The sequence below is a fragment of the Methylomonas sp. AM2-LC genome (assembly GCF_039904985.1).
Lineage (GTDB): Bacteria > Pseudomonadota > Gammaproteobacteria > Methylococcales > Methylomonadaceae > Methylomonas.
The window spans coordinates 1822123-1846179 of record NZ_CP157005.1 but is presented as its reverse complement, the minus strand read 5'-3'; the positions used below and the strand labels follow the sequence as shown (position 1 = coordinate 1846179).

The 24057-nt window shown below is 41.4% G+C and carries 25 protein-coding genes; 12 read left to right on the top strand and 13 right to left on the bottom strand.

The genetic code is table 11. From position 1 onward, the window contains the following. The first annotated feature begins 160 nt into the window (after positions 1-160). From ABH008_RS08380 to ABH008_RS08365, 4 genes are all read left to right on the top strand, one after another. Complete coding sequence (locus ABH008_RS08380) at positions 161-964, top strand: response regulator (protein ID WP_347989400.1); 804 nt, start codon at positions 161-163, stop codon at positions 962-964. A 145-nt stretch (positions 965-1109) separates the two neighbouring features. Further along, a complete protein-coding gene (locus tag ABH008_RS08375) occupies positions 1110-1511 on the top strand; it encodes a hypothetical protein (RefSeq protein WP_347989399.1) in 402 nt (133 codons plus the stop codon). A 163-nt stretch (positions 1512-1674) separates the two neighbouring features. Further along, the gene (locus tag ABH008_RS08370) at positions 1675-2328 is read left to right on the top strand and encodes a DUF2760 domain-containing protein (protein WP_347989398.1); all 654 of its coding nucleotides are present in this window, start codon (positions 1675-1677) and stop codon (positions 2326-2328) included. Then, positions 2325-4169 (top strand): Hsp70 family protein, encoded by a 1845-nt coding sequence (locus ABH008_RS08365; protein WP_347989397.1) that lies wholly within the window; start codon positions 2325-2327, stop codon positions 4167-4169. Before ABH008_RS08370 ends, ABH008_RS08365 begins: the two co-directional genes overlap by 4 nt. 176 nt (positions 4170-4345) lie before the next feature. Here the strand turns inward: ABH008_RS08365 and rpoS are convergent, their stop codons facing one another. Both rpoS and ABH008_RS08355 read right to left on the bottom strand, forming a co-directional pair. Further along, a complete protein-coding gene (rpoS, locus tag ABH008_RS08360) occupies positions 4346-5335 on the bottom strand; it encodes an RNA polymerase sigma factor RpoS (RefSeq protein ID WP_347989396.1) in 990 nt (329 codons plus the stop codon). A gap of 390 nt (positions 5336-5725) precedes the next feature. Beyond that, complete coding sequence (locus ABH008_RS08355) at positions 5726-6226, bottom strand: molecular chaperone DnaJ (RefSeq protein WP_347989395.1); 501 nt, start codon at positions 6224-6226, stop codon at positions 5726-5728. Positions 6227-6367: 141 nt separating this feature from the next. On the opposite strand from ABH008_RS08355, the gene mobB reads away from it, so the two are divergent. The 3 genes from mobB to ABH008_RS08340 all read left to right on the top strand — a co-directional run bounded on the left by mobB (position 6368) and on the right by ABH008_RS08340 (position 8832). Further along, on the top strand, positions 6368-6937 hold the full coding sequence (mobB, locus tag ABH008_RS08350) for a molybdopterin-guanine dinucleotide biosynthesis protein B (RefSeq protein WP_347989394.1): 570 nt from the start codon (positions 6368-6370) through the stop codon (positions 6935-6937). 193 nt (positions 6938-7130) lie between these two features. Then, complete coding sequence (locus ABH008_RS08345; RefSeq protein WP_347989393.1) at positions 7131-7343, top strand: heavy-metal-associated domain-containing protein; 213 nt, start codon at positions 7131-7133, stop codon at positions 7341-7343. 196 nt (positions 7344-7539) lie between these two features. Next, the gene (locus ABH008_RS08340) at positions 7540-8832 is read left to right on the top strand and encodes a hypothetical protein (RefSeq protein ID WP_347989392.1); all 1293 of its coding nucleotides are present in this window, start codon (positions 7540-7542) and stop codon (positions 8830-8832) included. A 51-nt stretch (positions 8833-8883) separates the two neighbouring features. Here ABH008_RS08340 and ABH008_RS08335 read toward each other — a convergent pair whose 3' ends face one another. The 10 genes from ABH008_RS08335 to ABH008_RS08290 form a co-directional block, all read right to left on the bottom strand. After that, entirely contained in the window at positions 8884-9786 is a 903-nt protein-coding gene (locus ABH008_RS08335; RefSeq protein WP_347989391.1) for a sulfite exporter TauE/SafE family protein, read from the bottom strand. After that, complete coding sequence (locus ABH008_RS08330; RefSeq protein WP_347989390.1) at positions 9787-12234, bottom strand: heavy metal translocating P-type ATPase; 2448 nt, start codon at positions 12232-12234, stop codon at positions 9787-9789. It abuts the gene before it with no gap. Between the two features lie 69 nt (positions 12235-12303). Continuing rightward, positions 12304-12918, bottom strand: coding sequence for a hypothetical protein (locus tag ABH008_RS08325; RefSeq protein WP_347989389.1), 615 nt, complete (start codon positions 12916-12918; stop codon positions 12304-12306). A 104-nt stretch (positions 12919-13022) separates the two neighbouring features. Next, entirely contained in the window at positions 13023-13310 is a 288-nt protein-coding gene (locus tag ABH008_RS08320; protein ID WP_347989388.1) for a hypothetical protein, read from the bottom strand. A 138-nt stretch (positions 13311-13448) separates the two neighbouring features. Beyond that, the gene (locus tag ABH008_RS08315; RefSeq protein ID WP_347989964.1) at positions 13449-13649 is read right to left on the bottom strand and encodes a heavy metal translocating P-type ATPase metal-binding domain-containing protein; all 201 of its coding nucleotides are present in this window, start codon (positions 13647-13649) and stop codon (positions 13449-13451) included. Positions 13650-13789: 140 nt separating this feature from the next. Then, on the bottom strand, positions 13790-14029 hold the full coding sequence (locus tag ABH008_RS08310; RefSeq protein WP_347989387.1) for a hypothetical protein: 240 nt from the start codon (positions 14027-14029) through the stop codon (positions 13790-13792). Positions 14030-14252: 223 nt separating this feature from the next. Then, positions 14253-14816: a DUF447 domain-containing protein gene (locus ABH008_RS08305; RefSeq protein WP_347989386.1), complete on the bottom strand. Its 564-nt coding sequence runs from the start codon at positions 14814-14816 to the stop codon at positions 14253-14255. A 180-nt stretch (positions 14817-14996) separates the two neighbouring features. Then, positions 14997-15254 carry a hypothetical protein gene (locus ABH008_RS08300; protein WP_347989385.1) on the bottom strand — a complete coding sequence of 86 codons (258 nt, stop codon included), beginning with the start codon at positions 15252-15254 and terminating at the stop codon, positions 14997-14999. Positions 15255-15298: 44 nt separating this feature from the next. Further along, positions 15299-15805, bottom strand: a complete 507-nt coding sequence (locus tag ABH008_RS08295) for a TlpA disulfide reductase family protein (protein WP_347989384.1) — start codon at positions 15803-15805, stop codon at positions 15299-15301. 798 nt (positions 15806-16603) lie between these two features. Further along, positions 16604-17584 (bottom strand): hydrolase, encoded by a 981-nt coding sequence (locus tag ABH008_RS08290; protein ID WP_347989383.1) that lies wholly within the window; start codon positions 17582-17584, stop codon positions 16604-16606. Between the two features lie 393 nt (positions 17585-17977). Between ABH008_RS08290 and ABH008_RS08285 the strand changes: the two genes are divergently transcribed. From ABH008_RS08285 to ABH008_RS08270, 4 genes are all read left to right on the top strand, one after another. Further along, entirely contained in the window at positions 17978-19024 is a 1047-nt protein-coding gene (locus ABH008_RS08285) for a hydantoinase/oxoprolinase family protein (protein WP_347989382.1), read from the top strand. Between the two features lie 75 nt (positions 19025-19099). Then, on the top strand, positions 19100-20476 hold the full coding sequence (pabB, locus tag ABH008_RS08280) for an aminodeoxychorismate synthase component I (RefSeq protein WP_347989381.1): 1377 nt from the start codon (positions 19100-19102) through the stop codon (positions 20474-20476). Position 20477: 1 nt separating this feature from the next. After that, complete coding sequence (locus tag ABH008_RS08275) at positions 20478-21038, top strand: uridylate kinase (RefSeq protein WP_347989380.1); 561 nt, start codon at positions 20478-20480, stop codon at positions 21036-21038. Further along, positions 21026-21691: a DUF2959 domain-containing protein gene (locus ABH008_RS08270; protein WP_347989379.1), complete on the top strand. Its 666-nt coding sequence runs from the start codon at positions 21026-21028 to the stop codon at positions 21689-21691. Before ABH008_RS08275 ends, ABH008_RS08270 begins: the two co-directional genes overlap by 13 nt. A 33-nt stretch (positions 21692-21724) precedes the next feature. On the opposite strand, the gene ABH008_RS08265 is transcribed toward ABH008_RS08270, so the two are convergent. Continuing rightward, on the bottom strand, positions 21725-22159 hold the full coding sequence (locus ABH008_RS08265) for a DUF6694 family lipoprotein (protein WP_347989378.1): 435 nt from the start codon (positions 22157-22159) through the stop codon (positions 21725-21727). 118 nt (positions 22160-22277) lie between these two features. On the opposite strand from ABH008_RS08265, the gene ABH008_RS08260 reads away from it, so the two are divergent. After that, entirely contained in the window at positions 22278-24020 is a 1743-nt protein-coding gene (locus ABH008_RS08260; RefSeq protein WP_347989377.1) for a GTPase, read from the top strand. The last annotated feature ends 37 nt before the right edge of the window (positions 24021-24057 follow it).

Below are 24057 nucleotides of genomic sequence, written 5' to 3'. Positions count from 1 at the left end.
ACAGTCTATCTTTGATTGAGGTATAAGAGATAAATTTAGAAAAACTTGGCTTTGGTAAATCGACCAACAGTCTCGAACTAGTGTAGTTTTTCAAGGTTCTCTTAGTTACGGTTATTTGATTTATACACTTTTTTAGCCAACTTATCGACCCATAAACTCTATGCACTCTATAAAAATCTCCGATTTATCGATATTGCTAATAGAACCTTCCGCAATGCAGCTTAAAGTTATTCTCCAGCATTTGCGTAGTGAAGGCATCACCAATATTGAAGGAATTTCATCGGGCAAGGAAGCATTAGCCGTTTTAGAACAACATCAACCTGACTTAATTGTTAGCGCTCTCTATCTGCCGGATATGACCGCAATAGAGCTGCTAGAGCGTATCCGTCACGATGAAAAACTTCACAATATTTCATTTATGCTGGTTTCCAGTGAATCGAGTTTTGATGTACTGGATAGCATCAGACAAGCAGGCGTGGTTGCTATTTTACCCAAACCATTCGTGCATGAGGATTTAAAAAACGCTTTACGTTCCAGCATAGAATTTATCGATCCACAAGAAATTTCTCTTGAGCATTATGATATTGAAAATGTAAAGGTTCTGGTGGTTGATGACAGCGCTCTAGCTCGTAAACATATCACTCGAGTTTTAAACAACATGGGAATAGTCAAGATTACTCAAGCGCATGATGGTAGCGAAGGCTTGGAAATATTTAGAAAGGACCAACAAGCTTTTGATCTGATCATTACCGATTACAATATGCCGATCATGGATGGTCAGCAGTTAATCAAACATATACGTGGTGAACTGATGAATAGTGTGATACCGATCTTAATGGTAACCAGTGAGGATAATCAAACCCGTCTCAGTAATGTACATAAAGCCGGGGTCTCGGCTATTTGTGATAAACCGTTTGATCCGCAAACGGTTAAAGAAATGATCTATAGGGTGTTTGATGCCTAATAAATAAGCCGATTAAACAGGTTTGATTGGCAGCAATAAATATTTACCTATTTATCATTAAGCATTGCTATTGTTCATTGTGACCCGCTTCGCGTAAAATCGCTACCCACTCGATGTCTATTCATCCAATCTGCGGAGCAATACCATGAAACCGATTTTATTTTTGATTTTCCTAATAACCTCCAGTTATGTATGCGCCGAGGAAACCACAGCACCTGTTACAGCACCTGTTAAAGAAGAATGGCAAGATACGACCTTAAGTGACGCTGTCATCCAAAAAATACAAAAAGCCCAGTATAATTATAAAAAATGCGTAGTAGACGCTATGCGCAAACCCGATGTAGCCAAACTTGAAAGCCGACACGCTACTGATGCGGTAATCAAAGAATGTGAACCCGTTCTTAGCGAAATTCGCACCGTGTATATAGACGCTGGAGTGCCAGGGGTTTTAGCGGACAGACACCTTAAAAAAATGCGTATTCAGGTCACACGCAACGTGCTGCAAGAGTTGATGTATGCAGAAGCGGCTAAAAAAGCAGGGCAATAATCCCAACTATTTGTTTGTTTAAAACTAATTTGATCAAAATGCCGGACATGTGTGTCCTGTTAACATTTGAGCAGAACAACTAGCATCTGGCTGACCAACCAGTACTGCATACTGCTAATAACTCTCATAAACTACTTATCTCTTAACCGTTTATAGACTATTCATGAATACTTTTAGCATTGATTTATCCTTACGCCCTACCACTTTAGATTTATGGCATGTTTGTTTAGCGGGTACTGTCGCAGTGCTAACGCTACTTATAATCATTCTATCAATTGCTGCATTCTGGTCTAGTCTGCGCTCTAAAAAATCAACAGCAGCGTCATTACAGGCCCCTGAAATAAAAGTGGTCGAAAAAATAATTGAGGTGGAAAAAATTGTTGAAGTTGAAAAAATCGTACAACAACCAGCACCCGAACCGATTATTTTAAAAGAAGCAAGTGATGATGCGGCCTTACAACTTCTCAGCCTATTGCAAAAAGAAGCGCGTTTTATTGATTTTATTAATGAAAACATGCAAGCCTATAGCGACGCAGATATTGGAGCTGCGGCGCGCATAGTCCATCAGGGATGTGCAACAGTCATCAAAGATCACTTTACCATAAACCCAGTCAGTACAGATCAGGAAGGACAACGTATCACTCTCGATCAAGGATTTGATGCTAACGCTTACCGACTAACGGGCAATGTTGTAGGAACTGCTCCGTTCACTGGCGTGTTGGTACATAAAGGTTGGCAGGTCAGCGAGTTGCATTTACCCAAGCTGACCGCTGGTCACAACCCTAAAATTATTGCCCCTGCCGAGGTAGAATTATGAGTGAGGGTTTACGTTATTCCGTTGGCATTGACTTAGGGACGACACATTGCGTACTCTCCTACCTGGATTTGCAATCTGCGGATCAGGAACAGCCGACACTCACTGTATTTTCGATACCGCAGTTAACAGCACCCGGCACAGTAGAAGACAAAACTCAGCTAGCCTCATTTATGTATTTGGCACATGGGGCCGAAATTTCTGAAGGTACAACAGCCCTACCCTGGTGCCATCAAGCAGAACACCTGGTCGGAGAAATTGCCCGCAATTTAGGCAGCAAAACCCCCATCCGACTGGTTTCCAGCGCCAAAAGCTGGCTATGTCATACCGGAATAGATTGTAAAGCAGCCATACTACCCCCTGAAGCCCCCGAAGATGTACCACGCGTGTCTCCGTTTACAGCCAGTAAGGCGTATTTGCAACATTTATGCGATGCTTGGAATCATCAATTTCCGCAACACCCTCTACAAGAACAAGAACTGACTATTACTGTGCCTGCATCTTTTGATCCAGCAGCACGTGAACTCACTGTAGAAGCTGCTCGTGCAGTAGGCTTGCAGCAAGCTGTGTTACTAGAGGAGCCACAAGCAGCTTTATATAGCTGGATTGAAAAAAACGGCCGGGACTGGCGTCAGCAGGTAAAAGTCGGCGATATTATTTTAGTCATCGATATTGGCGGTGGCACCACAGACTTATCTTTGATTGCTGTTACTGAAGATCAAGGTAATTTGCAATTGACCCGAGTAGCAGTTGGCGATCATATCTTGCTAGGTGGCGATAACATGGATTTGGCCCTCGCTTACACGGTAAAAGCCAAGCTGGAACAAGATGGAGGCAAGCGCCTGGAGAACTGGCAATTACAAGCATTAACCCATGCCTGCCGAGAGGCCAAAGAAAAATTATTCACGCATGCAGAATTAGAAACTATCCCGCTGGTAATTGCCAGCCGTGGCTCGTCCTTAATCGGAGGCACTTTGCGCAGTGAATTAAACCGCGAGGAACTCAACAGGGTTCTTGTAGAAGGCTTTCTGCCAGTAGTAGGCATCCACGACAAGCCACAATCAAGACCACGCAGTGGCTTACGTAGTACGGGTTTACCTTATGCTCAAGATGCAGCTATCAGCAGGCATCTAGCTGCGTTTTTATCCAAACAATTACATGCAGCAGGTGAATTTAAAGATATTAATACACCTGAGCATGCTAGTTTTTTGCACCCCACCGGAGTGTTATTCAATGGCGGCGTCCTTAAATCTGAAAATTTGGCGCAACGCTTATTAGCTATTTTAAATGGTTGGCTGGAAGCAGACAAAGCCCCAGAGGCCCGTTTATTACAGGGAGCCGATCTAGATTTAGCCGTTGCCAGAGGCGCGGCCTATTACGGGCATGTTCGTAAAGGAAAAGGGGTACGTATCAAAGGCGGTACAGCAGCAGCTTATTATGTGGGTGTTGAAAGTGCCATGCCAGCTGTACCCGGTTTGCCACCGGAAATTGAAGCATTATGCATTGCGGCGTTTGGCATGGAAGAAGGCAGTGAGCAAGTACTACCCAATGATGAATTTGGCCTGGTCATTGGAGAGCCTGTCCGCTTTCGTTTTTTTGCGTCTAAAACACGCCGTAGCGATAGTGTAGGTAGCCGTTTAGAAGCTTGGGATGCCGAGGAACTTGAGGAACTAAACGAAATAGAAATTACGCTACCTGAAGAGGGTCAACGTAGTGGCGAAGTGGTGCCTGTCAATTTATCAGCAGCCATCACTGAAGTGGGAACATTAGAATTACGTGCAGTATCACGCCTCAATCCACACCAACACTGGAAAATTGAATTTGAGGTGCGCGAAAATCGATAATCAATGGCAATTACCACGTGAGAAAGGACGCTCATCCTGCAACGGGCCAGGTTAAACGGTCTTTCGCACGACATTGGATTGGCTTAAGTTAAACTCAAGCATCCAGTAAGGTAATTCGCCTTTGCGTATTCTTTATTCAACATAAACAGATTAAGACCATACTCTAACAATCAAGATCAATCAAAAATAGCTTCGTAGGTATAGCCATTACTTTCCAGAATTTCTTTTAATCGTTTCAGGCCATCCATTTGAATTTGTCTGACCCTTTCTCTGGTAACACCTAATTCCCAAGCTACTTGTTCCAACGTTTCGTTTTCATAGCCACACAAGCCATAGCGGCGACAAATCACGTCACGTTGTTTATCTGCCAACTGATGTAACCAATGTGCTAAGTTTTTATGGATAGCATTGTCTTGTAAAATTTCCATCGGCGAATGACTTTCATCATCGGACAGAGTTTCTAACAAGGTTTTATCGGAATCTTTACTGCTTGAAACATCAACTGAGCTGACACGCTCATTGAGTTTCAGCATTTTACTGACGGTGTCTACCGGTTTATCTAAATGTCTGGCTATGTCTTCAACCGTAGGCTCATGATCGAGCTGCTGAGTCAGTAGGCGCTGCGCCTTTAAATAAACATTCATTTCTTTTACAACATGAATAGGCAGACGTATAGTACGCGTCTGATTCATGATAGCTCTTTCGATCGTTTGTCTGATCCACCAGGTTGCATAGGTGGAAAATCTAAATCCACGATCAGGATCAAATTTTTCAACGGCTCTAATTAAGCCCAGATTCCCTTCTTCAATCAAATCCAGCAATGGTAATCCACGATTCAGATAACGGCGTGATATTTTTACTACCAACCGTAAATTACTTTCTATCATGATTTTACGAGCGCTCTCATCTCCATTTAAAGCTCGCTTACCATAGATTTTTTCTTCATCAGCACTCAAAAGCTTCGATTTGCTTAAATCATTCAGATAGGCACGAGTCACATCAAAATTTGAATCGTTCTGCGAATCGGTATTATCACTATCTACCAGTTTAAAAACTTCTGGTACATCGCTTATATCGAGATCAGAGATATCATCATCAATGTCATCAAAACACATTAAATCGGGTACATCCAACTCTTTTGCTACATTTAATACTTCTTCCATCATGAGTAGTCTCCGGGTAAGGACTTGCAATATCAGACCGATCAGACTGTAGTGCTACCTATGCAATTTATTAAATCACACTAAAAAAATGCGAAGTAAATAGCAAACATTAGCATTAATTCGTGCAACATTACACAACATCTAACAAAACGGCCCGTAAAAACACAATGACAGTTTAACTTTAAAATATCTGTGTTATCAATTGATAATATTGCCGTTTTTTGCGGGCAAATTCACCTTTTTAACAATTTTTTACTAAAAATGCGGGTATTATTTTTTCGTTAAAAAAATAGATCAGATTACATTTACTGTGTCAATATTTTTATTTGCCGTTTTATTTGGCTGAGGTCACAGTTTACAAATTCAATAAATTAACTACACCGCATAAATTTTCTAAGAATTTAATAAAACTTTTTTAGCCAAATTTATTTGCGCAGCAAGATAATCAGACCCACCTTTATCAGGATGAACACGTGCGATCAATTTACGATGAGCAGCAATAATATCTGCTGCACTGGCACCTGCTTTAAGCCCCAAAATATCCAATGCTTCTTGTTGAGTAATAGCGGCAGATCTAAAATTTTCTGAATCAGATTTTTGCTGTTTTTTTGCAGACTTGAAAAAAGTCCATAATTTATGCAGATGGGGCATATATCTTAATAAAACTGGAGCCAACCGCAACCCCGTTGCAAACACCACACCCAATAATGCAAACAACCAGTTCAAGCGCCCAGACAGAACTAATGCCACTAACAATAGCAAGCCTAGACCTGTCAGTATTTTTTTCAGCCATACCTTGATTTGCTCTGGACTGACTTTTTTTAACCAAGGCAACACCCATACCAGCATTACCATGACAATGATAAGCCCTCCTAGCAGATAAATACGTATCATCCGAAACCCTCTGTTTCTAATTGCATTAAGTGCTTCCAAACAATGATTTACACCACAACACTCTTTACAAGCTAAGCCGTTGCTAGCACTTCAGTAGCAACTCAAATAGAATATGACCACTTTGCACCATCCTAACTCGCAATGTTGACTAATCAACCACCCGTTCTTGGTTTCGCTGCTTTCAGTGGCGCAGGCAAAACCACCCTGCTCACCCACATTCTTCCCATTCTAAACCAACATGGCTTAAGAGTAGGCGTCATTAAAGCCAGCCATCATGATTTTGATGTTGACCAACCAGGTAAAGACAGTTACAAACTGCGCAAGGCTGGAGCAACCCCTGTAATGCTGGTCTCACCCTACCGCCGCGTCGTAATCACCGAGCTAACCAATAATGCCGACCTTGATTTAGCCACACAGCTTGCAGCATTTCCAAGTGACGGATTAGATTTGATATTAATAGAAGGCTTTAGAGAAGCCCCTATACCTAAAATTGAAGTACATCGCTCACAGCTGGGCAAGCCTTTACTCTATCCTAATGATAAGCACATAATCGCTATCGCCTGCGATTCATTGTTACCATCCCCAATCTCAATTCCTTGTCTGGATTTAAATAATCCAGAACAAATTTGTGAATACATTTTGCAACACTTTTTTGCTAAAGGGTTTAACAGTGGCGATGACAAAGACAAGCTGCTATCACAAGAAAAATGATTAGCAATTTACTCATTGTGTTTCGCTTGGCATAATAGTCTGATTTTGATTGACAACCAAGCTTGCCAGCCACTAGCTAGCATGACTTACATCAAAGTTTGAATTTATATGCAGTTTTTTTGTCTTACCTTTCCCTCGATGTTTAGGTAAAAATGTTTACCAAAACTTACCCACTATTTTCAGGAATTCCATTATGTCCAAATCAGTCACATTACAAGTAATCGGCATGAAATGCGGAGGCTGCGAAAACTCCCTAACTACAAAACTTTCGGCGCTTAATGGCATTTTTTCCGTTAAAGCATCCCATCAGGACAAACAAGTTCAAGTCGATTACAATCCTGATGAAATTGATCTTGATGAGATTGAAGACGCCATTTCTGATGCTGGTTTTAAAGTTGAATCCTAAAGCAACAACGCTTAACAATACACTATTGGGAACTTCGAAAAACCACCTTTCGATAGGCTCAGGGCGAACGGTGGCATTTATATATTAATAACTTACCGTTCACATTGAGCCTGTCGAAGCACAAAAGCCAGGTTTTTCTAGGTTCCCTGGAGTAAAAACATGTCAGCACATCAACTAGCGAATTCGGCGTTTTTTCATGGCTGAAGACGGTGTTTCCTTATCGAAAGCGGAAGAATATAACAGCGCATGTCACTGCCTAACCCTTAACCGCAAAGCTTTAGAAGAGCAGCTTAGCCGTGTCGACAATCGCGGTGATTTATATCGAATGCTGATTGACGAACGACCGCATCTAATTGCAAACTCAGCCGTTTTTGTCAACAAAGCACATCTAAACAAACAACTGGAAATTATCTGGGCGCTGGAAAAAGTAATCGCCATGCCAGCCTTTCAGAAACAAGTTCTAAACTATGCACCGCAAATTGCACAATTTCAACCTAAAGCATTTGGCGCTTTTGTGGGTTACGATTTTCACCTAGCTGCAGACGGACCCAAGCTAATCGAGATTAACTCAAATGCGGGAGGACCTTTAATCAATAGCTTAATAAGTCACGCCCAACATGCCTGTTGCAAAAAAATAGGTAGCCGACAATTTGACCATGCAAACCTTACAGAAAAGTTTATAGATGATCCCGAAAATTCATTTATAGCAATGTTTTATCAGGAATGGCAAGCAGAGCGCGGCACGCAGCCTTTACATACTATTGCTATCGTTGATGACGAGCCAAACAACCAATATCTGCTACCCGAATTTATATTATTTAAACATTTATTCGAACAACAGGGTATTTGTGCGGTCATTTGCGACCCATCCGAGCTTCATTATCATAATGGCGCAATTTGGCACGGAGCACTGAAGATCGACCTAATTTATAATCGCTTAACGGACTTTAGCCTGGAACAGCCTAAACTAGAATCGTTGCGCGCCGCTTATCTGGCTAGTGACGTGGTACTTACACCTCACCCCAGAAATCATGCCATTTACGCGGACAAACGTAATTTAACTTGGCTTTGTAATACCGATTTTTTAGAGCGTATTGGCGTTGAAACAGCCATCCGTGACATCCTTATACAAGGAATAGCCCATACCGAGCAGGTTAATATCCAAAAAGCAGAGATACTTTGGTCCACACGCAAATCTTTATTTTTCAAACCCTGCCGAGGATTTGGCAGCAAAGCGGCCTATCGTGGCGACAAATTAACCAAACAGGTATTTAGTTATATATTAGAAAATGACTATGTGGCACAGACACTGATAAAACCTAGCGAAAGGCACTTGGAAATCGGACAGGATATTGTGAAAATGAAGCTCGATTTACGCCACTATGTGTATAAAGGTCAAACACAACTGATTTGCGCACGACTCTATCAAGGTCAAACCACTAATTTTCGAACGCCTGGCGGTGGTTTTGCACCCGTAGTGATTATTTAAAGATTGGAATCACTTGCATTTCCTTTAAGCAGCAACGAGTACAGTCGAAAACTACAAACTCTGTATGTGTCCTATCATATCGGCAAGATAGTTGATCATTTGCCCAATTAATACATGCAGATCATCCAACATACTTTGCAAGGCACTAAGAAAGGTACTATGGCTAAAATTGGCGTTTCGATAAAAACTAAAACCTTTATGTATGGTATTGATTCCCATACCTATCATAATCAAGGCGGCGGCTTTATACATAAAACCTCGCAATTTAGCGCTGATTTTACCAAATGCTAGACTGATAAAAAGCATCATAGGTAAGGTACCGGCACCAAATACTAGCATAAGCGCCCCTCCCTCCAGCAAAGTATGGGCAGAAGTGGCTTTAACGGCCATGGCAAAAGTTAAAGGGCAAGGCATTAAGCCATTTAAAAACCCTGAGAGTATGGCTCCTAACACAGGCCCCATTTGCCTGGAACTGGCATAGCCTTTACGCAAAGCCTGCATAGGAATTAGCCTTATAGTGGCTTGCCAAGGAGTCCAGCCCAAAATCCCGAACGCCAAAACAATCACGACCATACCAATAAACATTTGCAGAATGCTCTGTATTTCGCCAAATATGCCACTGTCCACCAACACCACACCCAGCATTGCGGCAGAAATACCAATTAGACCGTAGACACTGATACGGGTAAATTGGTATGCAATATAAGGCCAAATACTTTTGGTTTTGCCAGTATTCATAAAATAGCCGGACACCAGCGCACCGCACATTCCCAAGCAGTGTCCACTACCTAAAAATCCAGCAATAAATGCCAAGGTGTAATCGAATCCAGAGGCAGTGACAATATCAGCCATACCCTGCATAGCGTGCATACCGTGATCCATGCCAGCCATACTATGATCCATACCATTCATGGAATGATCCATACCGGACATGCCTTCCATATTATGTTCCATTTATTTACTGAGCCTGAGTGAATTAACGATAACGGAAACAGAACTTAAAGCCATGGCAGCTGCAGCAATCATGGGGTTGAGCTTACCCAAGGCAGCAACTGGAATAGCAATAGTGTTGTAACCAAACGCCCAAAACAAATTCTGTTTTATAACGCGAAGGGTAAACGTACTGAGCTCAATAGTCTCAGTCACTTTGGAAATATCTCCTTGTACCAAAGTCAAATCAGCTGATTCAATAGCGATGTCAGTGCCACTACCTATGGCAAAACCCACATCGGCGGCAGCCAAAGCAGGGGCATCGTTGATACCGTCACCTATCATGCCAACCAAATAACCCTCAGTTTGTAACTGACGGATGATTTCCAGTTTTTCATTGGGTTTGACGTTAGCAATGACATCAGTTATACCAACACGCTTAGCGATATAGTAAGCGGTTTTTTCAGTATCACCCGTTACCATCATGGTTTTGATGCCCAACTGGTGTAAGCGGGTGATAGCAGCGGCGGATTCAGGGCGCTGATTATCTGCAATGGCAAAAACCGCTGCTTCCTGGCCATCAATGGCCATATAAACGGCTGTTTTACCTTGTTCGGCAAAGACATCTGCCTGCACTGATAACGCTGATACCCGAACTTTCTGGCTTTTCAGCCAACTTTGGTTGCCAAGCAATATTATGTGTTCGGACACACTTGCGCGAATACCGGAGCCGGTTTCGCTATAAAAATAGGCGCTTTCGACCAGATTAATCTCAGCTTCACGCGCATGAGCAACAATCGCTCTACCGAGAAAATGTTCAGAATTATATTCTGCCGATGCTGCCAGTAAAATAATTTCGGCTTCGGTCATGGATGATAAATTAAAAATATCACTGACTTTGGGCTTACCCTCGGTAATAGTGCCGGTTTTGTCGAACACCATAGCATTGAGTTTGCTAGCAACTTCCAGGCTTTCGCCATTACGAACATAAACACCTTTTTTAGCAGCCTGACCAGTGCCTACCATAATAGCAGCAGGTGTCGCCAGACCGAGCGCACAAGGGCAGGCAATCAATAATACGGTAATGGCATTGCCGAAAGCGAATGCAAATGGCACCCCAACCAACAGCCAGCCCACCAAAGTAACGGCAGATACCCCCATCACGGCTGGAACAAAAACCGCCGAAATTTTATCCACTTGTTTCTGAATAGGCAACTTGGCGGATTGAGCCTGATCGACCATATGTACGATACCTGCCAGCACAGTATTCATACCTGTAGCAGTCACTTTAATATGCAAAACGCCACTGCCATTAACACAACCACCTATCACTGTCTGCCCTATACTTTTAACCACTGGCATACTTTCACCAGTGACCATGGCCTCATCCACTGTAGAAAGACCATACACGACAACACCATCTGTGGGTATTTTTTCACCCGGCCGCACCAACAGTAGATCGTCAACCTGTACCTCATCAACATCAACTATTTGTTCCACTCCATTTTTTAACAGATTAGCCATTTGTGGTTGTAAATCAACCAGCTTACGAATAGCTTCACCCGCTTGGCCCTTAGCCCGTTCTTCTAAATAACGTCCTAACAAAACTAAGGCAATAATGGTGGATGCTGCTTCGAAATAGACGTGTCCACGACGCCTAAACAAGGCGGGAAGACTATAAGCATAGGCTGAACCAACGCCCAAAGCAATTAAGGTATCCATGTTGGCAGTACGCTGCTTGGAAAGTCGATATGCTTTATCAAAAAAGGGCTTTCCGGTCCCAAACACCACTTGTGAGGTTAATATAAATTGTAGCCAATGCATCCAGGGAGAGGGAGACATTGACATTACCAAAGCAACTACGGGAACTGTTAAAAGCCCTGCCCATACGAATCGACGTCGGGCTGCGTCAATTCGATTACACTCCTTTTCAATCAGTTTTTTCCTTTGCGATAAAGTGTCGATCAATAAGGCGCTATAGCCAAGGCTTTCAATTTTTTCAATCACTTCAAGTTTGCTTAATTGACCTCGTACCGAGAGAGTTTCGGTGGCAAAATTGACACTGACCGTTTTTACTCGTGCGTCACGATTCAACACCATTTCGATTAATAATGCACAGGAAGCGCAGCTCATACCCTCCACAGCCAAATCAACTTCCTGCAAAGGTCCGTTAAACTCTTTTTTAAGTTGAGAAGTGATGGTGTGTTGCTTTTGACCAATATTACCCAGTACCGCATCCAATAAAATTAATAAATTTTTCTTGGGTAAGCGACGGGAATCGAATTCAATAGTCACTGAACCAATCGCAAATACCGAATTTACCCGAGTAATTTCAGGACGTTTTTTCAGCAGAATTTCAAAAATATAACCGCGTTCTCTATCATTCGCCAGTACTGGAGAAATAATACGAATACGGTTATTTAACTGGTGTTTAAGGTAAAAATTTTTATATTTCAGGCAGTCATCAACCATTATGTTTAAATCCTAAATCTTAGCTCATCCGGTTTGTTCCAAGACATCCACTGTTACAGAATGTAAACGTTATTTTTTTCGCCGTGAACGTACCAACAAAAAGAACATATAAAAAGTTGCTAACCATTCATAGCGATATACAAAAGGCCTTACTAGCCATTCTTGCGTGATACGCGTCCAGTGCGCTTTAATTAAATACAAAACTAAAATATCGTTTAGGAAATCGATAGTGGCTTTTTCAGGATCTCTAATTAAGGCTCTAGGCCCCTTAGTCGTTAATTTTCCAACAATTTTAACTGCCTGAAAAGTTTCTTTGGCTGCTTGATATTTCTCACCAAACCATCGGCTAATGCGGGTGCTTTTTAGCCGTTGCTTAAGTTTTGACCGACCTGGCTTAGGCAATACCAGCTGTTTTTGCGACTCGAACCAGCCTTGGCTCTCCAATTCAGTTAAAATTTGAAATAATTGTTTGGCTAACTCGGAAAATGTGCAGATAGAAGAATGGAAACGAATGGAAAGTTTGTTCTGACTGCGATACAAGTGCACCGAATATACACCCTTTATAGCCAGAATTTGCTCTGTTAGCAACTGAGCAATTTTTTTCTCACAGGCACGTGGCGGTATCTGAAACCGTACATGTTCATTATCGCGATAGCGCAATACAAATTCTTTTTGGATAGTCATTTCAATACAACATAAAAGAAAAACGGGCGAACCTATTTATCAGGTGACGCCCGTTTCACATTAATAAATTTTCCAACGAACCCATTTATCAATAATACATAGGATTACTGACTTTCTTTTGTCTCAGCGACGATATCTTCCAAGTTTTCTTTTTGATGCAGAATAAAATCTTTACCAGCATCAAGGGTATTAGTTGCGCTACTAATAATTTCTTTTCTATATTTATAGACAACAAAACCTGCAACGACACCTAAACCAAAAACCAATAGCGGATGCTTGGTTATCTTGCTCATCAACTTTCCTCCTGTATTTACTGTGGCAGTGGCTATTGTACCCGCCATCACTTGCTTTCCCAATGATATTTTGTCGTGTACTTTGTGAGTGTGCGCCATGTATTTCCTCTGAATTTAAATTCAGCTAAATAATGCTGTTGTTCTGTAAAAGGCCAATGTGATTAACCCAATATACATTTATCGCGAATAAACCTATTAATCAATGGCAGATATTCTATGTACAATAGAGTAATTGCATTAGCAGTCAGTCGGGTTTATAGCATCCTCTTTAGACTTTTGGTTGTCAGGTAAAATTAGCTCTTCATGTAACATTTGGTAAATACCCTTACAACCTTCGCAACAAAAGTTTTTCTCACCTGCAGTTGTCTTTAATTTAAAACCGTCAACCTCAACAGTTAAAGCACAAAGATCACATTCAATCCTGTTTTTGCTAATCATCATTCAAATTAAAATATAAAAACTTCTTGGGCTCGAATTATAGAATTATTTTATCCCGCATGAAAAGCAATTTTATTTAAACAGAGTAACTGCAGTTCAAGGAAGTTCTATTGGGTTTAATTTTACAACCTTATCCAGTATTAACGTAATAAACGCAGACTGGTATCCTCTTCGGCACGATAGGATGCAGCACGGCTTGATGCTTTCATCAATGCAATTCTTAAAGCACCCGTTAAACTGGCGCTTAATCCCAATCGCATAGCCAGTGCTGGAATCAGAATCATCGATGTCAAAGCTAAACCGGCACCTAGCATTAAGGCACCCGTATTAATATTTTCAGCGCTTAGCGTAGCATTAGCGACAATGATTTCTTGAGACATGCTTCTAACCTCTAATAGTGAAGGATTACATTCATATAAAGCACAAAGCACGCCAAAACATAAGCAATTGATAATGATAGAAATACAAAAAAAAGACTATCAATTTTTAAAAAAAATAGGGGATATGACCTATTTTTATTGTGTGATATAACATAGTTTAATTAATTTCATACTGGTGACAACCAACAATCCCCGTGCATTTTTCCAAAAACCAAGCAGCTATTTAGCCCGCCCGAGACAGACGTACTTGTTCGAAACTGCCCATCAGCCATGCCCAGGCTTCACGCTCCCTGTCACCCGCAGTTTTTTCCAACAAGCGACGTAAAGTCTCCAGTTCAGAGGTAATTTGCTTCCACTGTAAATTACCAGAACGGCTAAGTAATATTGCCGCCTCCAACACAGCATGTTGAGCGCGATTAAATCCTTGAAAGGGTTTATGGTTAACGCTATGTACAGCATTACAGAACAATTTTGGCCGTACAGCATCATCTTGTACATGCGTCAGTGTTAATTCCGTATGCGCCAAGGTATTAGCCAGATAAAAACCCTTAACATTCTCAGCAACCAGCAACGGCCAATCTCGCCGACCTGTCAGCGTACCTGCGAATACACGCACATCGTCAGTATAATTAATCACTGCACTGTGGGTTTCCAGAATATTATTCAATGTTAAATTCGGTTTATAGGGCAAAATGACATATTGATCCGCTTCGATAAGCACACCCATGGGGGCAATGTGCGAAACGCCTTGCGCGTTAACCGTGGTAATCAGGGTTTCTTGTATCATTACTCTGTATTAAATTGTTAATGATTGCGAGAAGTATTAGCTACTCTGTTTCGATATTTTCTATACAGCGTTTGGCATTGGCTAAATCTATTCAGGCTTTCCAAACTATCTTATTGACTGAATCTTATTACAACCCCTTATAGTCTAGAGCTGTAGCAAGCCCAATCAACGTGGAAATATTTATTTTTTCTCACTAACAACAGAAGTTAGCATAGGTTTAGCGCGACTAATTTGGATGATATTTTCATTGCTAGTTTTATCTGTATTACCTAAATAGATAAGCAATTCGTATAACTGCTTTTGTAAATCTTCAATAATTCGTCTATTTTCCTGCAATTCTTCGCGTACAAATTCAAAATGGATCTGAAAATAACGGGCAGCGGGATAAGCTTCGCTTCCTACATTTGTGGTACTTGCTTTTGATTTTTCTATATCCATAATCAAGGTTAATTATCATGCTTAAAGAAAATGAATGCCGTTGTTTAATTTATGGGTTCCGCCAGCAACTGCTCAACTTTACTACGAAATTCTTTTGCCTCACCCGGTCTAAAGCCGTAATGAATTTCGCGTATGACGCCTTTGCGATCAACCAGAAAAGTTGAAGGCATTGCTTTGACACCAAATTCTTTGGCACACGCCCCATTATCATCGGCAGCTACCATAAACTCAGGCGGAGTTTGACTGACAAATTGTTTTGCATCCTCTGAATTTTCATCCAAATTTACGCCTAACACCTGCAATCCCTTTTCTTTGAGTTCTTTATCAAGAGTATTCATATAGGGAAAAGACTGTACACAGGGTCCACACCAGGAAGCCCAAAAATCCACATAAACGACTTTACCTTTGAAACGCTGTAGATCATAGCGTTCACTAACATCTAAACTACTCAAAGCACAATTCGGCGCTGCACGGTTAATATCTTCGCTTGCTTCAACCAAAGAGGATATCAATCCTATTAGCACGGCACTCATTAATACTGATAATTTCATGATTTTGTACACTTATATTAAAGGGGAACTCCCTACATAATTTGTTTATGAAGGAAGACCATGCCTAAAGGCCAGTCTTAGGGAAAATACCAGCCAATAAGCATAATTAGCAATTTATGCAGCACAAATAATGCCACTTACCATTATCACTAGGAGGTTATTGCCATAAAAATCATTTTAAAAACAATTGACGAATACAAGAAGTTGATTAAATTAAAGTTTTCATCGATAAAAAACGTATTCTTAAATTTTATATCGCAACAAATTATTTCATTAAGCCACGGCATCCAAGTTTAAATTAATTAAACTATGTTATTTAACACAAAAAAATAAATAAAATAGGTCATATCACCTACTTTTATTCGCAGCCCAGGAAATTAGCGGAATTTCGCCACTGAAAAAAGCTGAATAAGCTCCAAAAATGCCCTATTTTCACAAATGTCAGTTAATTGAATAGGTGATTTCACACACTTTACTAAATCAGTGTTTTGCAGAGTGTATGACTTAATCCATAATCAGCACAGGACAACTACAAAATATTAACCAATATCATTCAATAAGTTACAAAACACAAAGGCATTTTAATCACTCGCTATCTACCTATAAAAAAATATTGGCATTGTATTTGCTATTAATACTACAGAGATTTCGTCTCTATATAAATACTAAGCAATAGTCAGGCTTTAAATGCTTGGAGAGAGCAAAGGAAAGTTCTCTGGCAGGGATGCCTCACAGGGATAGGAAACAACTACTGATATGAGCAAACAGAGTGAATCAGGGCAAAAGCCTAATGAGTGACTATTTTTGTAATTGCAGTTTTAAAAACTCCGGTATACGCTGCTCCAACCAATAACCAGGTTTTCTGGGATTAATTCCACTCACAAAGCCTACATGCCCACCACTAACAGTTACTTCCATACGCACCAATGCAGATAGTTCATCGGCATCGGGTAACACGGCTGGCGTCATAAAAGGATCATCAGCAGCCTGAATGATTAAACTTGGCACTTGTATGTAGGATAAATATTGTCTGGAACTACTTTTTTGGTAATAGTCACTTGCATTTTTAAAGCCGTACAGAGGAGCCACTACACGTTCATCGTACTCCCAAAATGATTGTATATCGGTCAAATTACCCAATTGCCTAATTTTATTCGCTTCTTCAAATTGTTGAATATTCAATAAATGCTGATGTTTATGTTGTAAATACTGTTTCAGCTCCGTCAGTAAACGGTTACGATAAAATTTTGAGAACCCCATATCGAGTCGATTTGCACATTCATTGAGTACCAGTGGCACTGACACCGCTACAGCAGCGAACAGATCCAATTTTGGCCCTTTTTCGCCTAACCATTTCAGCAAAACATTACCACCTAGAGAAAAGCCGACTACGGCTATAGGCAATTTAGGGTATTTGTTGCGCAACTGCATATAAACAAAATCGATATCGGTGGTCTCGCCAGAATGGTAACAACGCGATGTATTATTACTTTCCCCACTACACCCCCGAAAATTAAGCGCCGCACTACTAACACCCTGATTTAATAAAGCAGCTTGCATACCGCGGATATATAATGATTGCGAACTGCCAGTCAATCCATGCAGCAAAATAACCAAGCAATGAGTGAGGTTTCCACAAAAATCAATATCTATAAAATCCTGATCTGGGGTAATCCAGCGTTCTCTATAGCTAGTTACAGGCGGTAATTGCCTAAATAATGCAGGATAAAGGGTTTGTAAGTGGCCGTTATACAGCCATCGGGCAGGTTTGAATGGCATCAAATTAAATTGGGACAAAAAATAAGATTAACTTTTTATTGGGTACTATAAAACCAGTTTACTCTTGCTACTAGACTTGTCTAAACAGCATAATGGTATTGCTTTACTGAAAACAGCCCGTATAGTCAAAACGCAACAGCCTGATCCTATTTGCCTTGCCATCTGTTACCTAACTAATTTTAACGCAGTTACTTGCTTAACATTGGGTAAGTTAATTTATTTAAAACGTTTAAAGCCTAAAAATTGCGTATCTATCCCACCCCAGGCTGAGTAATTACGTTTATACTATCAATAAAATTGCAAACTTTTGCTTATATCGATTTACATCATTGCAACAGCAATCTCAAATCATTGATTTACATACGTGTAGGCATCATTAATTGTTAAGGTGACATGCAAAACAAAACGATAGGTTGGGACATAGGCGGTGCGCATGTCAAAGCCGCAGCGCTAAATCAGCAAGGCGAAGTAACAAATATTATGCAAGTGGCTTGCCCTTTGTGGAAAGGTATTCAACATTTACATGAAAGTGTCCATGCAATTTTAGCCACATTAAATGCACAACAATATACGCATGTTATCACCATGACGGGCGAGTTGGCAGACTGTTTTACCAGTCGCCAGCAAGGCGTTGAGGCCATTATCCAGGCTATGCAGCAATTGTTAAACCCACAACCCTTATTGATTTACGCCAGCCAGCATGGTTTTCTTAGCCTTGAACAAATACAAACCAAGCATACCATGGCGATTGCTTCGGTTAATTGGCAAGCCAGCGCAGAGCTTGTAAGCAGATATTGTGAAAAGGGTTTATTTGTTGATATTGGCAGTACTACCACCGATTTATTGCTGATAGAAAACCACCAGCTACAAGCTCATGGACTTACAGATTATGAACGTCTTGTATCTGGCGAATTACTGTACACAGGCGTAGTCAGAACATCGGTAATGGCAATTGCACAACAGGCTATTTTCAAGCAGCAAGCCATGAATTTAATGGCCGAACATTTTGCAACCATGGCAGATGTGTATTGCTTAACAGAAGACTTAAACTCTGCGCATGATCAGGCAGAAACTGCTGATGGTGCCGAAAAAACCCCAATAGCCAGTGCCAGACGCTTGTCGCGTCTGACAGGATATGAATTCAACATTGATGATTGGTCATTGTGGCTGGAATTTGCCCAATTTTTAAAAAACCAACAAAAACGAAAAATTTGGCTAGCGTGCGAAAAGCAAATTGCACGTCAGCGCATTTCAACTCAAACGTGCCTGGTGGGCGCAGGTGTCGGCCGGTTTTTACTGAAAGAAATTGCAGTGGAAAAAGGATGTACGTATGTTGATTTTAGCAGTTTCTTTACCAGCCTGGAAAATACCGCTGAACTGGATGCGGGAGACTGCGCACCTGCAGTGGCAGTGGCTTATCTTGGTGGCGGGTTTGGTTAATAGCCATGGCTAGTATAAAATTACACCATTCGCCTAATTTACTTCCTGTCTTCACGTCGTTATTTACACACCTTGATGTCTTTCGTTAATGCTGTAAAACATGCCCTGCCCTATTTTGAGGACAGCGCCCTATTATTTGCCCCATTGGCAGATCGACCTTGGGCCATTTTTTTGGACAGTGCCTGGAGTAAAAAAAATACCACTGGCCGCTTCGATATCATTGCCTATGCTCCGATTTGTACATTACAAACTTATGGTAGCGAGACCCTTATTTGCAAACAAGGTGTCGAAACGCGCAGTAACGAAGATCCATTTACATTGCTACAACAACAAATGGGGCCAAAATTAGCCAGTATTGCTGACTTGCCATTTAACGGTGGCGCAATGGGCTATTTCGCCTATGATCTGGCGCGCCGTATTGAAAAACTACCGGTAAGCGCCAGCAATGACGAACAAATTGCTGATATGGCAATGGGAATTTATCAATGGGCAGTCATTGTCGATCATCAACAACAGCAAAGCTGGCTAGTGGGCTATGACCTACCCGTTGAAACCCTGTCTATACTAATAGAACAATTCAGCCGAATAACGCCCGCACCAGCAAAACCCGCTTTTACCGTTTTGGCAGAGCCAACTGCCAATATGGACAAGACGGCTTACGCAGTGGCTTTTGCAAAGATTAAACAGTATTTGCTGGAAGGCGACTGTTATCAGATTAATCTAACACAACGCTTTGCCAGCCCCTGCCAGGGCGATGTCTGGCAAGCTTATCAGGTATTACGCCGCATTAATGCCGCCCCGTTCAGTGCCTATCTGAATTTGCCCGATGTGCAAATATTAAGCTCTTCGCCAGAACGTTTTTTAAAAGTCTGTGGTAATCGGGTTGAAACTAAGCCTATAAAAGGTACTCGCCCGCGCAAAATGGAAGCCGAAGCAGATCAGCAAGAAATACTAGCCTTACAAGCCAGTGAAAAAGATCGGGCAGAAAATGTCATGATTGTCGATTTACTACGCAACGATATTAGTAAATGTTGTCGTCCAGGCTCAGTAAAAGTACCCAGTTTGTTTGCCATTGAAAGTTATGCAACCGTGCATCATTTAGTTTCTACAGTCACAGGCGAACTAGCAACTGACCAACAAGCTCTGGATTTATTACGTAGTTGCTTTCCTGGTGGATCAATTACGGGCGCACCTAAAATTCGCGCTATGGAAATTATTGAAGAACTGGAACCGCATCGCCGCGGTATTTATTGCGGAGCCATTGGTTATATCGGTTTCGATGGCAACATGGATACCAATATTGCTATTCGTACACTGGTGCATAATCAGGACACTATCCGCTGCTGGGCAGGTGGCGGTATTGTTAACGACTCACAATTGGATGCCGAATATCAGGAGTGTTTTGATAAGGCCGGCGCGTTATTACAACTCTTGGCTGAATTTAGACGCTGATATGCGCATCATAAAACTAGGTGGCAGCTTATTATCCAGCCAGGTTTTACCCGCCTGTCTTGATTATGTGGCAGAGCTACCTGGCCAAACCTTACTGGTTCCTGGGGGCGGCATATTTGCAGATCAGGTGCGTAGTTTACAAAGTGTGTATCAGTTTAACGACATCTCTGCACACCGCATGGCTGTTTTAGCCATGCAACAAATGGCTTTGCTATTTAATGGCCTTAAACCCAACTTTAGTATTTATAATAGTATTTATGCACCTTGCAATTGGCAAGGTGTCGCCGTATGGTCGGCTAACATCAAGGAACTGGATACAGAGGGTATTACCAATAGCTGGGATATCACTTCTGACAGTCTGGCAGCCTGGCTGGCATATTATTTACATGCCAGTGCTTTAATCGTGGTTAAAGCGGCCAGCATTGATCCGACAGCAAGCACTTTGCAGTTACAACAACAAGGCATTGTAGATGCTGGTTTTAACCAATTTGCCAAACAGTTATGCTGCCCGGTACATATTATTAACAAAGATCGCTTTTTAACCACATCATGTTTAATTTAATCAAATCATTGTTGAATAAGCGTTTGCGCAATGCCTATTATCAAAGCCGCGAGTCGCTGTTAGGTCATCATAAACGTGACATTGTGGTGGTACAGGTGGATCAAGCCTGTCAAAGCCTAAGAGATAGCCGTGATGAATTTGTAGATGCGCTGGATAAATTTAAAACTCTGGTTAAAATAGAAGACAGCGCACTTGAGCAACGTTACCAGCAATTAAAGCGGCATTACGATGTGTGCCGCTATCGAGCTGATCAAGTCAATGAGCGCATAGTGGCTATTGAAGAAGTCAGTGAGGCCTTGTTTAGCGAATGGGAAAATGAGCTGGAACTGTATACTAACCGTACTTTGCGCAGTCGCAGCCAGCAACAATTGAAAAAATCCCGTATGCAATATCAACGCTTGTTACGTACGTTACAAACCGCCGAACAACGTATGCAGCCAGTGTTATCGGCATTTCAAGATCAGGTATTATTTTTGAAACACAACCTAAATGCACATGCGATTGCGGCATTAAGGCATGAGTTTGTGGAAATTGGGGTAGATATTTCCCGCCTGATTGAGGTTATGGAAAAAACCATATACGAAGCCAGTGCGTTTGTCTCTGTACTTGTCGATCAGAAACAGCTGCCAGCACCGCAGGCTTATAAAAAATAGGCTTTGGCGGTGTTGGCATAGCTGCCAGCTGAATTACATCCCGCTTAATTTATACGTAACGCTGTGCGGATTTTTTTTATCTCTATCATCGGGAGTCTTTTTTCTGTTTTGATCAATACGCTCCTGAGTATATTGCGCTATCATTTGATCCCAATTGTTAAACTGTTCATATTCTTTAACGCCTGCTGCTTTACGTTTCAAGAATAACTCTTTTCCAACTTCGATAAGTTGTTCTGGCGTTTTACCATCGACAGCATCTAAAAAGTCTTTGTTATTTCGAATGTCATCGCGTAAAGTCCAGAAAGACACTTCATATTCGATGCGTTGATCGAGAGGAAGACGCTCTTTTATAGAAGTCATTGATCTGTTAACTGTTTTTAGTGAGCTACCGTTGATTTGCTGGCCTTTATTACAACCAGTCAACACAACGCAGATAGCTAAAACTAAAACCACTGATAATTTTTTCATGGTGTTATCCCCTCGGTGCCAAAATGAACAAGCCCGAATTTTATATTTATAATACTTACCATTCGGGTAAAGAAACAAAGTAAATTACTCGGTAATTATAAACCCAAGCCCAAATATCATGCTGGAATTTATCCAACTTATCAAACAGCGTTATCAGACTGTACTTTTGCAACTGGATCAAAAACATCCGCAATTTTTCGAGTACCAACAACGTTGCGAACAACTATTATACGCTGAAGCGTTTATCCGCAAAGGCCTGTTAATTGAAGCTTATTCACATTTTCCGCTGCAAATTGCAGTCGTCGGGCCAACCCAAGCGGGTAAAAGCTCCCTGGTCAATTTATTGCTAAACGCCCACAGTGCTGACGTCAGCCCTTTGGCCGGTTATACCGTACATCCGCATGGATACTGTCATGGTGTATCCAGCGATGATTGCGATGGCATGCAAAATTATTTTGGACGCTTTCAGTGTCTCGAAGAAAGTATGTTAAGTCGTAACCGTTTTGATTGTTACTCGTTGGCAAATGCGCCTAATTTTTCTAATTCTTTACCCAACTGCGTTGTTTGGGATACACCCGATTTCGATTCTATCGATGCAGCCGATTATCGGGAAGGCGTTATTAGAACGCTGGCTCTAGCCGATTTACTGGTATTGGTAGTAAGCAAAGAAAAATATGCGGATCAATCGGTTTGGGAAGTCATCAAAACTATCGCCGATTTTCAACAACCTCTATTAATTTGTGTTAACAAATTAAACGAAGGCAATGAAACTGAGATAGTAAATTCCTTAAAGCAAAAATGGCAACAACACCGTACCGATCCGGTACCGGAAATTATACCGCTGTTATTTCAAAAACTAACCGGCAATCCAGACTGGCCGGACACAATTTGTCCAAAAGCGTTTAGATTAGCCAAAAAAATAGGTCATCGCCAGCATCTTATCCATCAGCAAAACTGGTTACAACGTTATTGGCAAACTTGGCTGGAACCCATAGTCGCTGAACATCAAGCTCAACGTCATTGGCAAACCTTGGTCGATCAATGCCTTGCACAGGCTCAGCAAGCTTATCTACGTGATTATCTTGACCACCCACACCATTATGATACGTTTCAGACTGCTATCCTGAATATGCTGAATTTGCTGGAAATTCCCGGCATTGCCAAAGCTATCAGCAAAACGCGCCGTCTCATGACCTGGCCAGTACGCACCTTGATTAATCTGGGTAAAAACAATTTTAACGGTCTGCAAGGACAGGAGATGCTGGTATTAAACGTAATCGGTGAGCATGTCATGATACAGCTGGCCGACAAACTGCTGGAAAAAAATGAGACAGAAGCCCAGCCCAGCGCTTGGTGGAAAGATACCGCCATTATTTTGCGACAAAAAAAACCGGCTATATTGCACGATTATGCTCTGGCAGTAACTGATTACCATCAGCATTTTCAACAGAATGTGGAAGCTGCTGCACAGCGGCTGTTTCTTAAACTTCAGGATCAGCCTGTCATACTCAATAGTTTACGCACCACCCGTGCCACGACTGACGTTGCCGCCATTTTGCTGGCTCTGCAAACTGGCGGGATTGGTTTACACGATCTGGTATTAACCCCTGTATTGCTAAGTGTTAGTTCATTGCTGGCTGAAAGCGCCATAGGCAGTTATATGCACCGGGTAGAAGCGGAACTTAAGCAGCAACAATTAAGCAAAGTAAAAACGCAATTATTTGTCAATTGTTTACAACAAAGACTTTATCAACTGCCACAACTCAGTCACAACAATAATCGTTTTAATATTTACGAAAGCCAATGCCATCAGGCTGAACAATTGCTAAAAGAGAAAAAACATGGACTACGCTTGTTGTAAAATCAATCTGCTAGCAAGTATTAACCCATTTTTAACC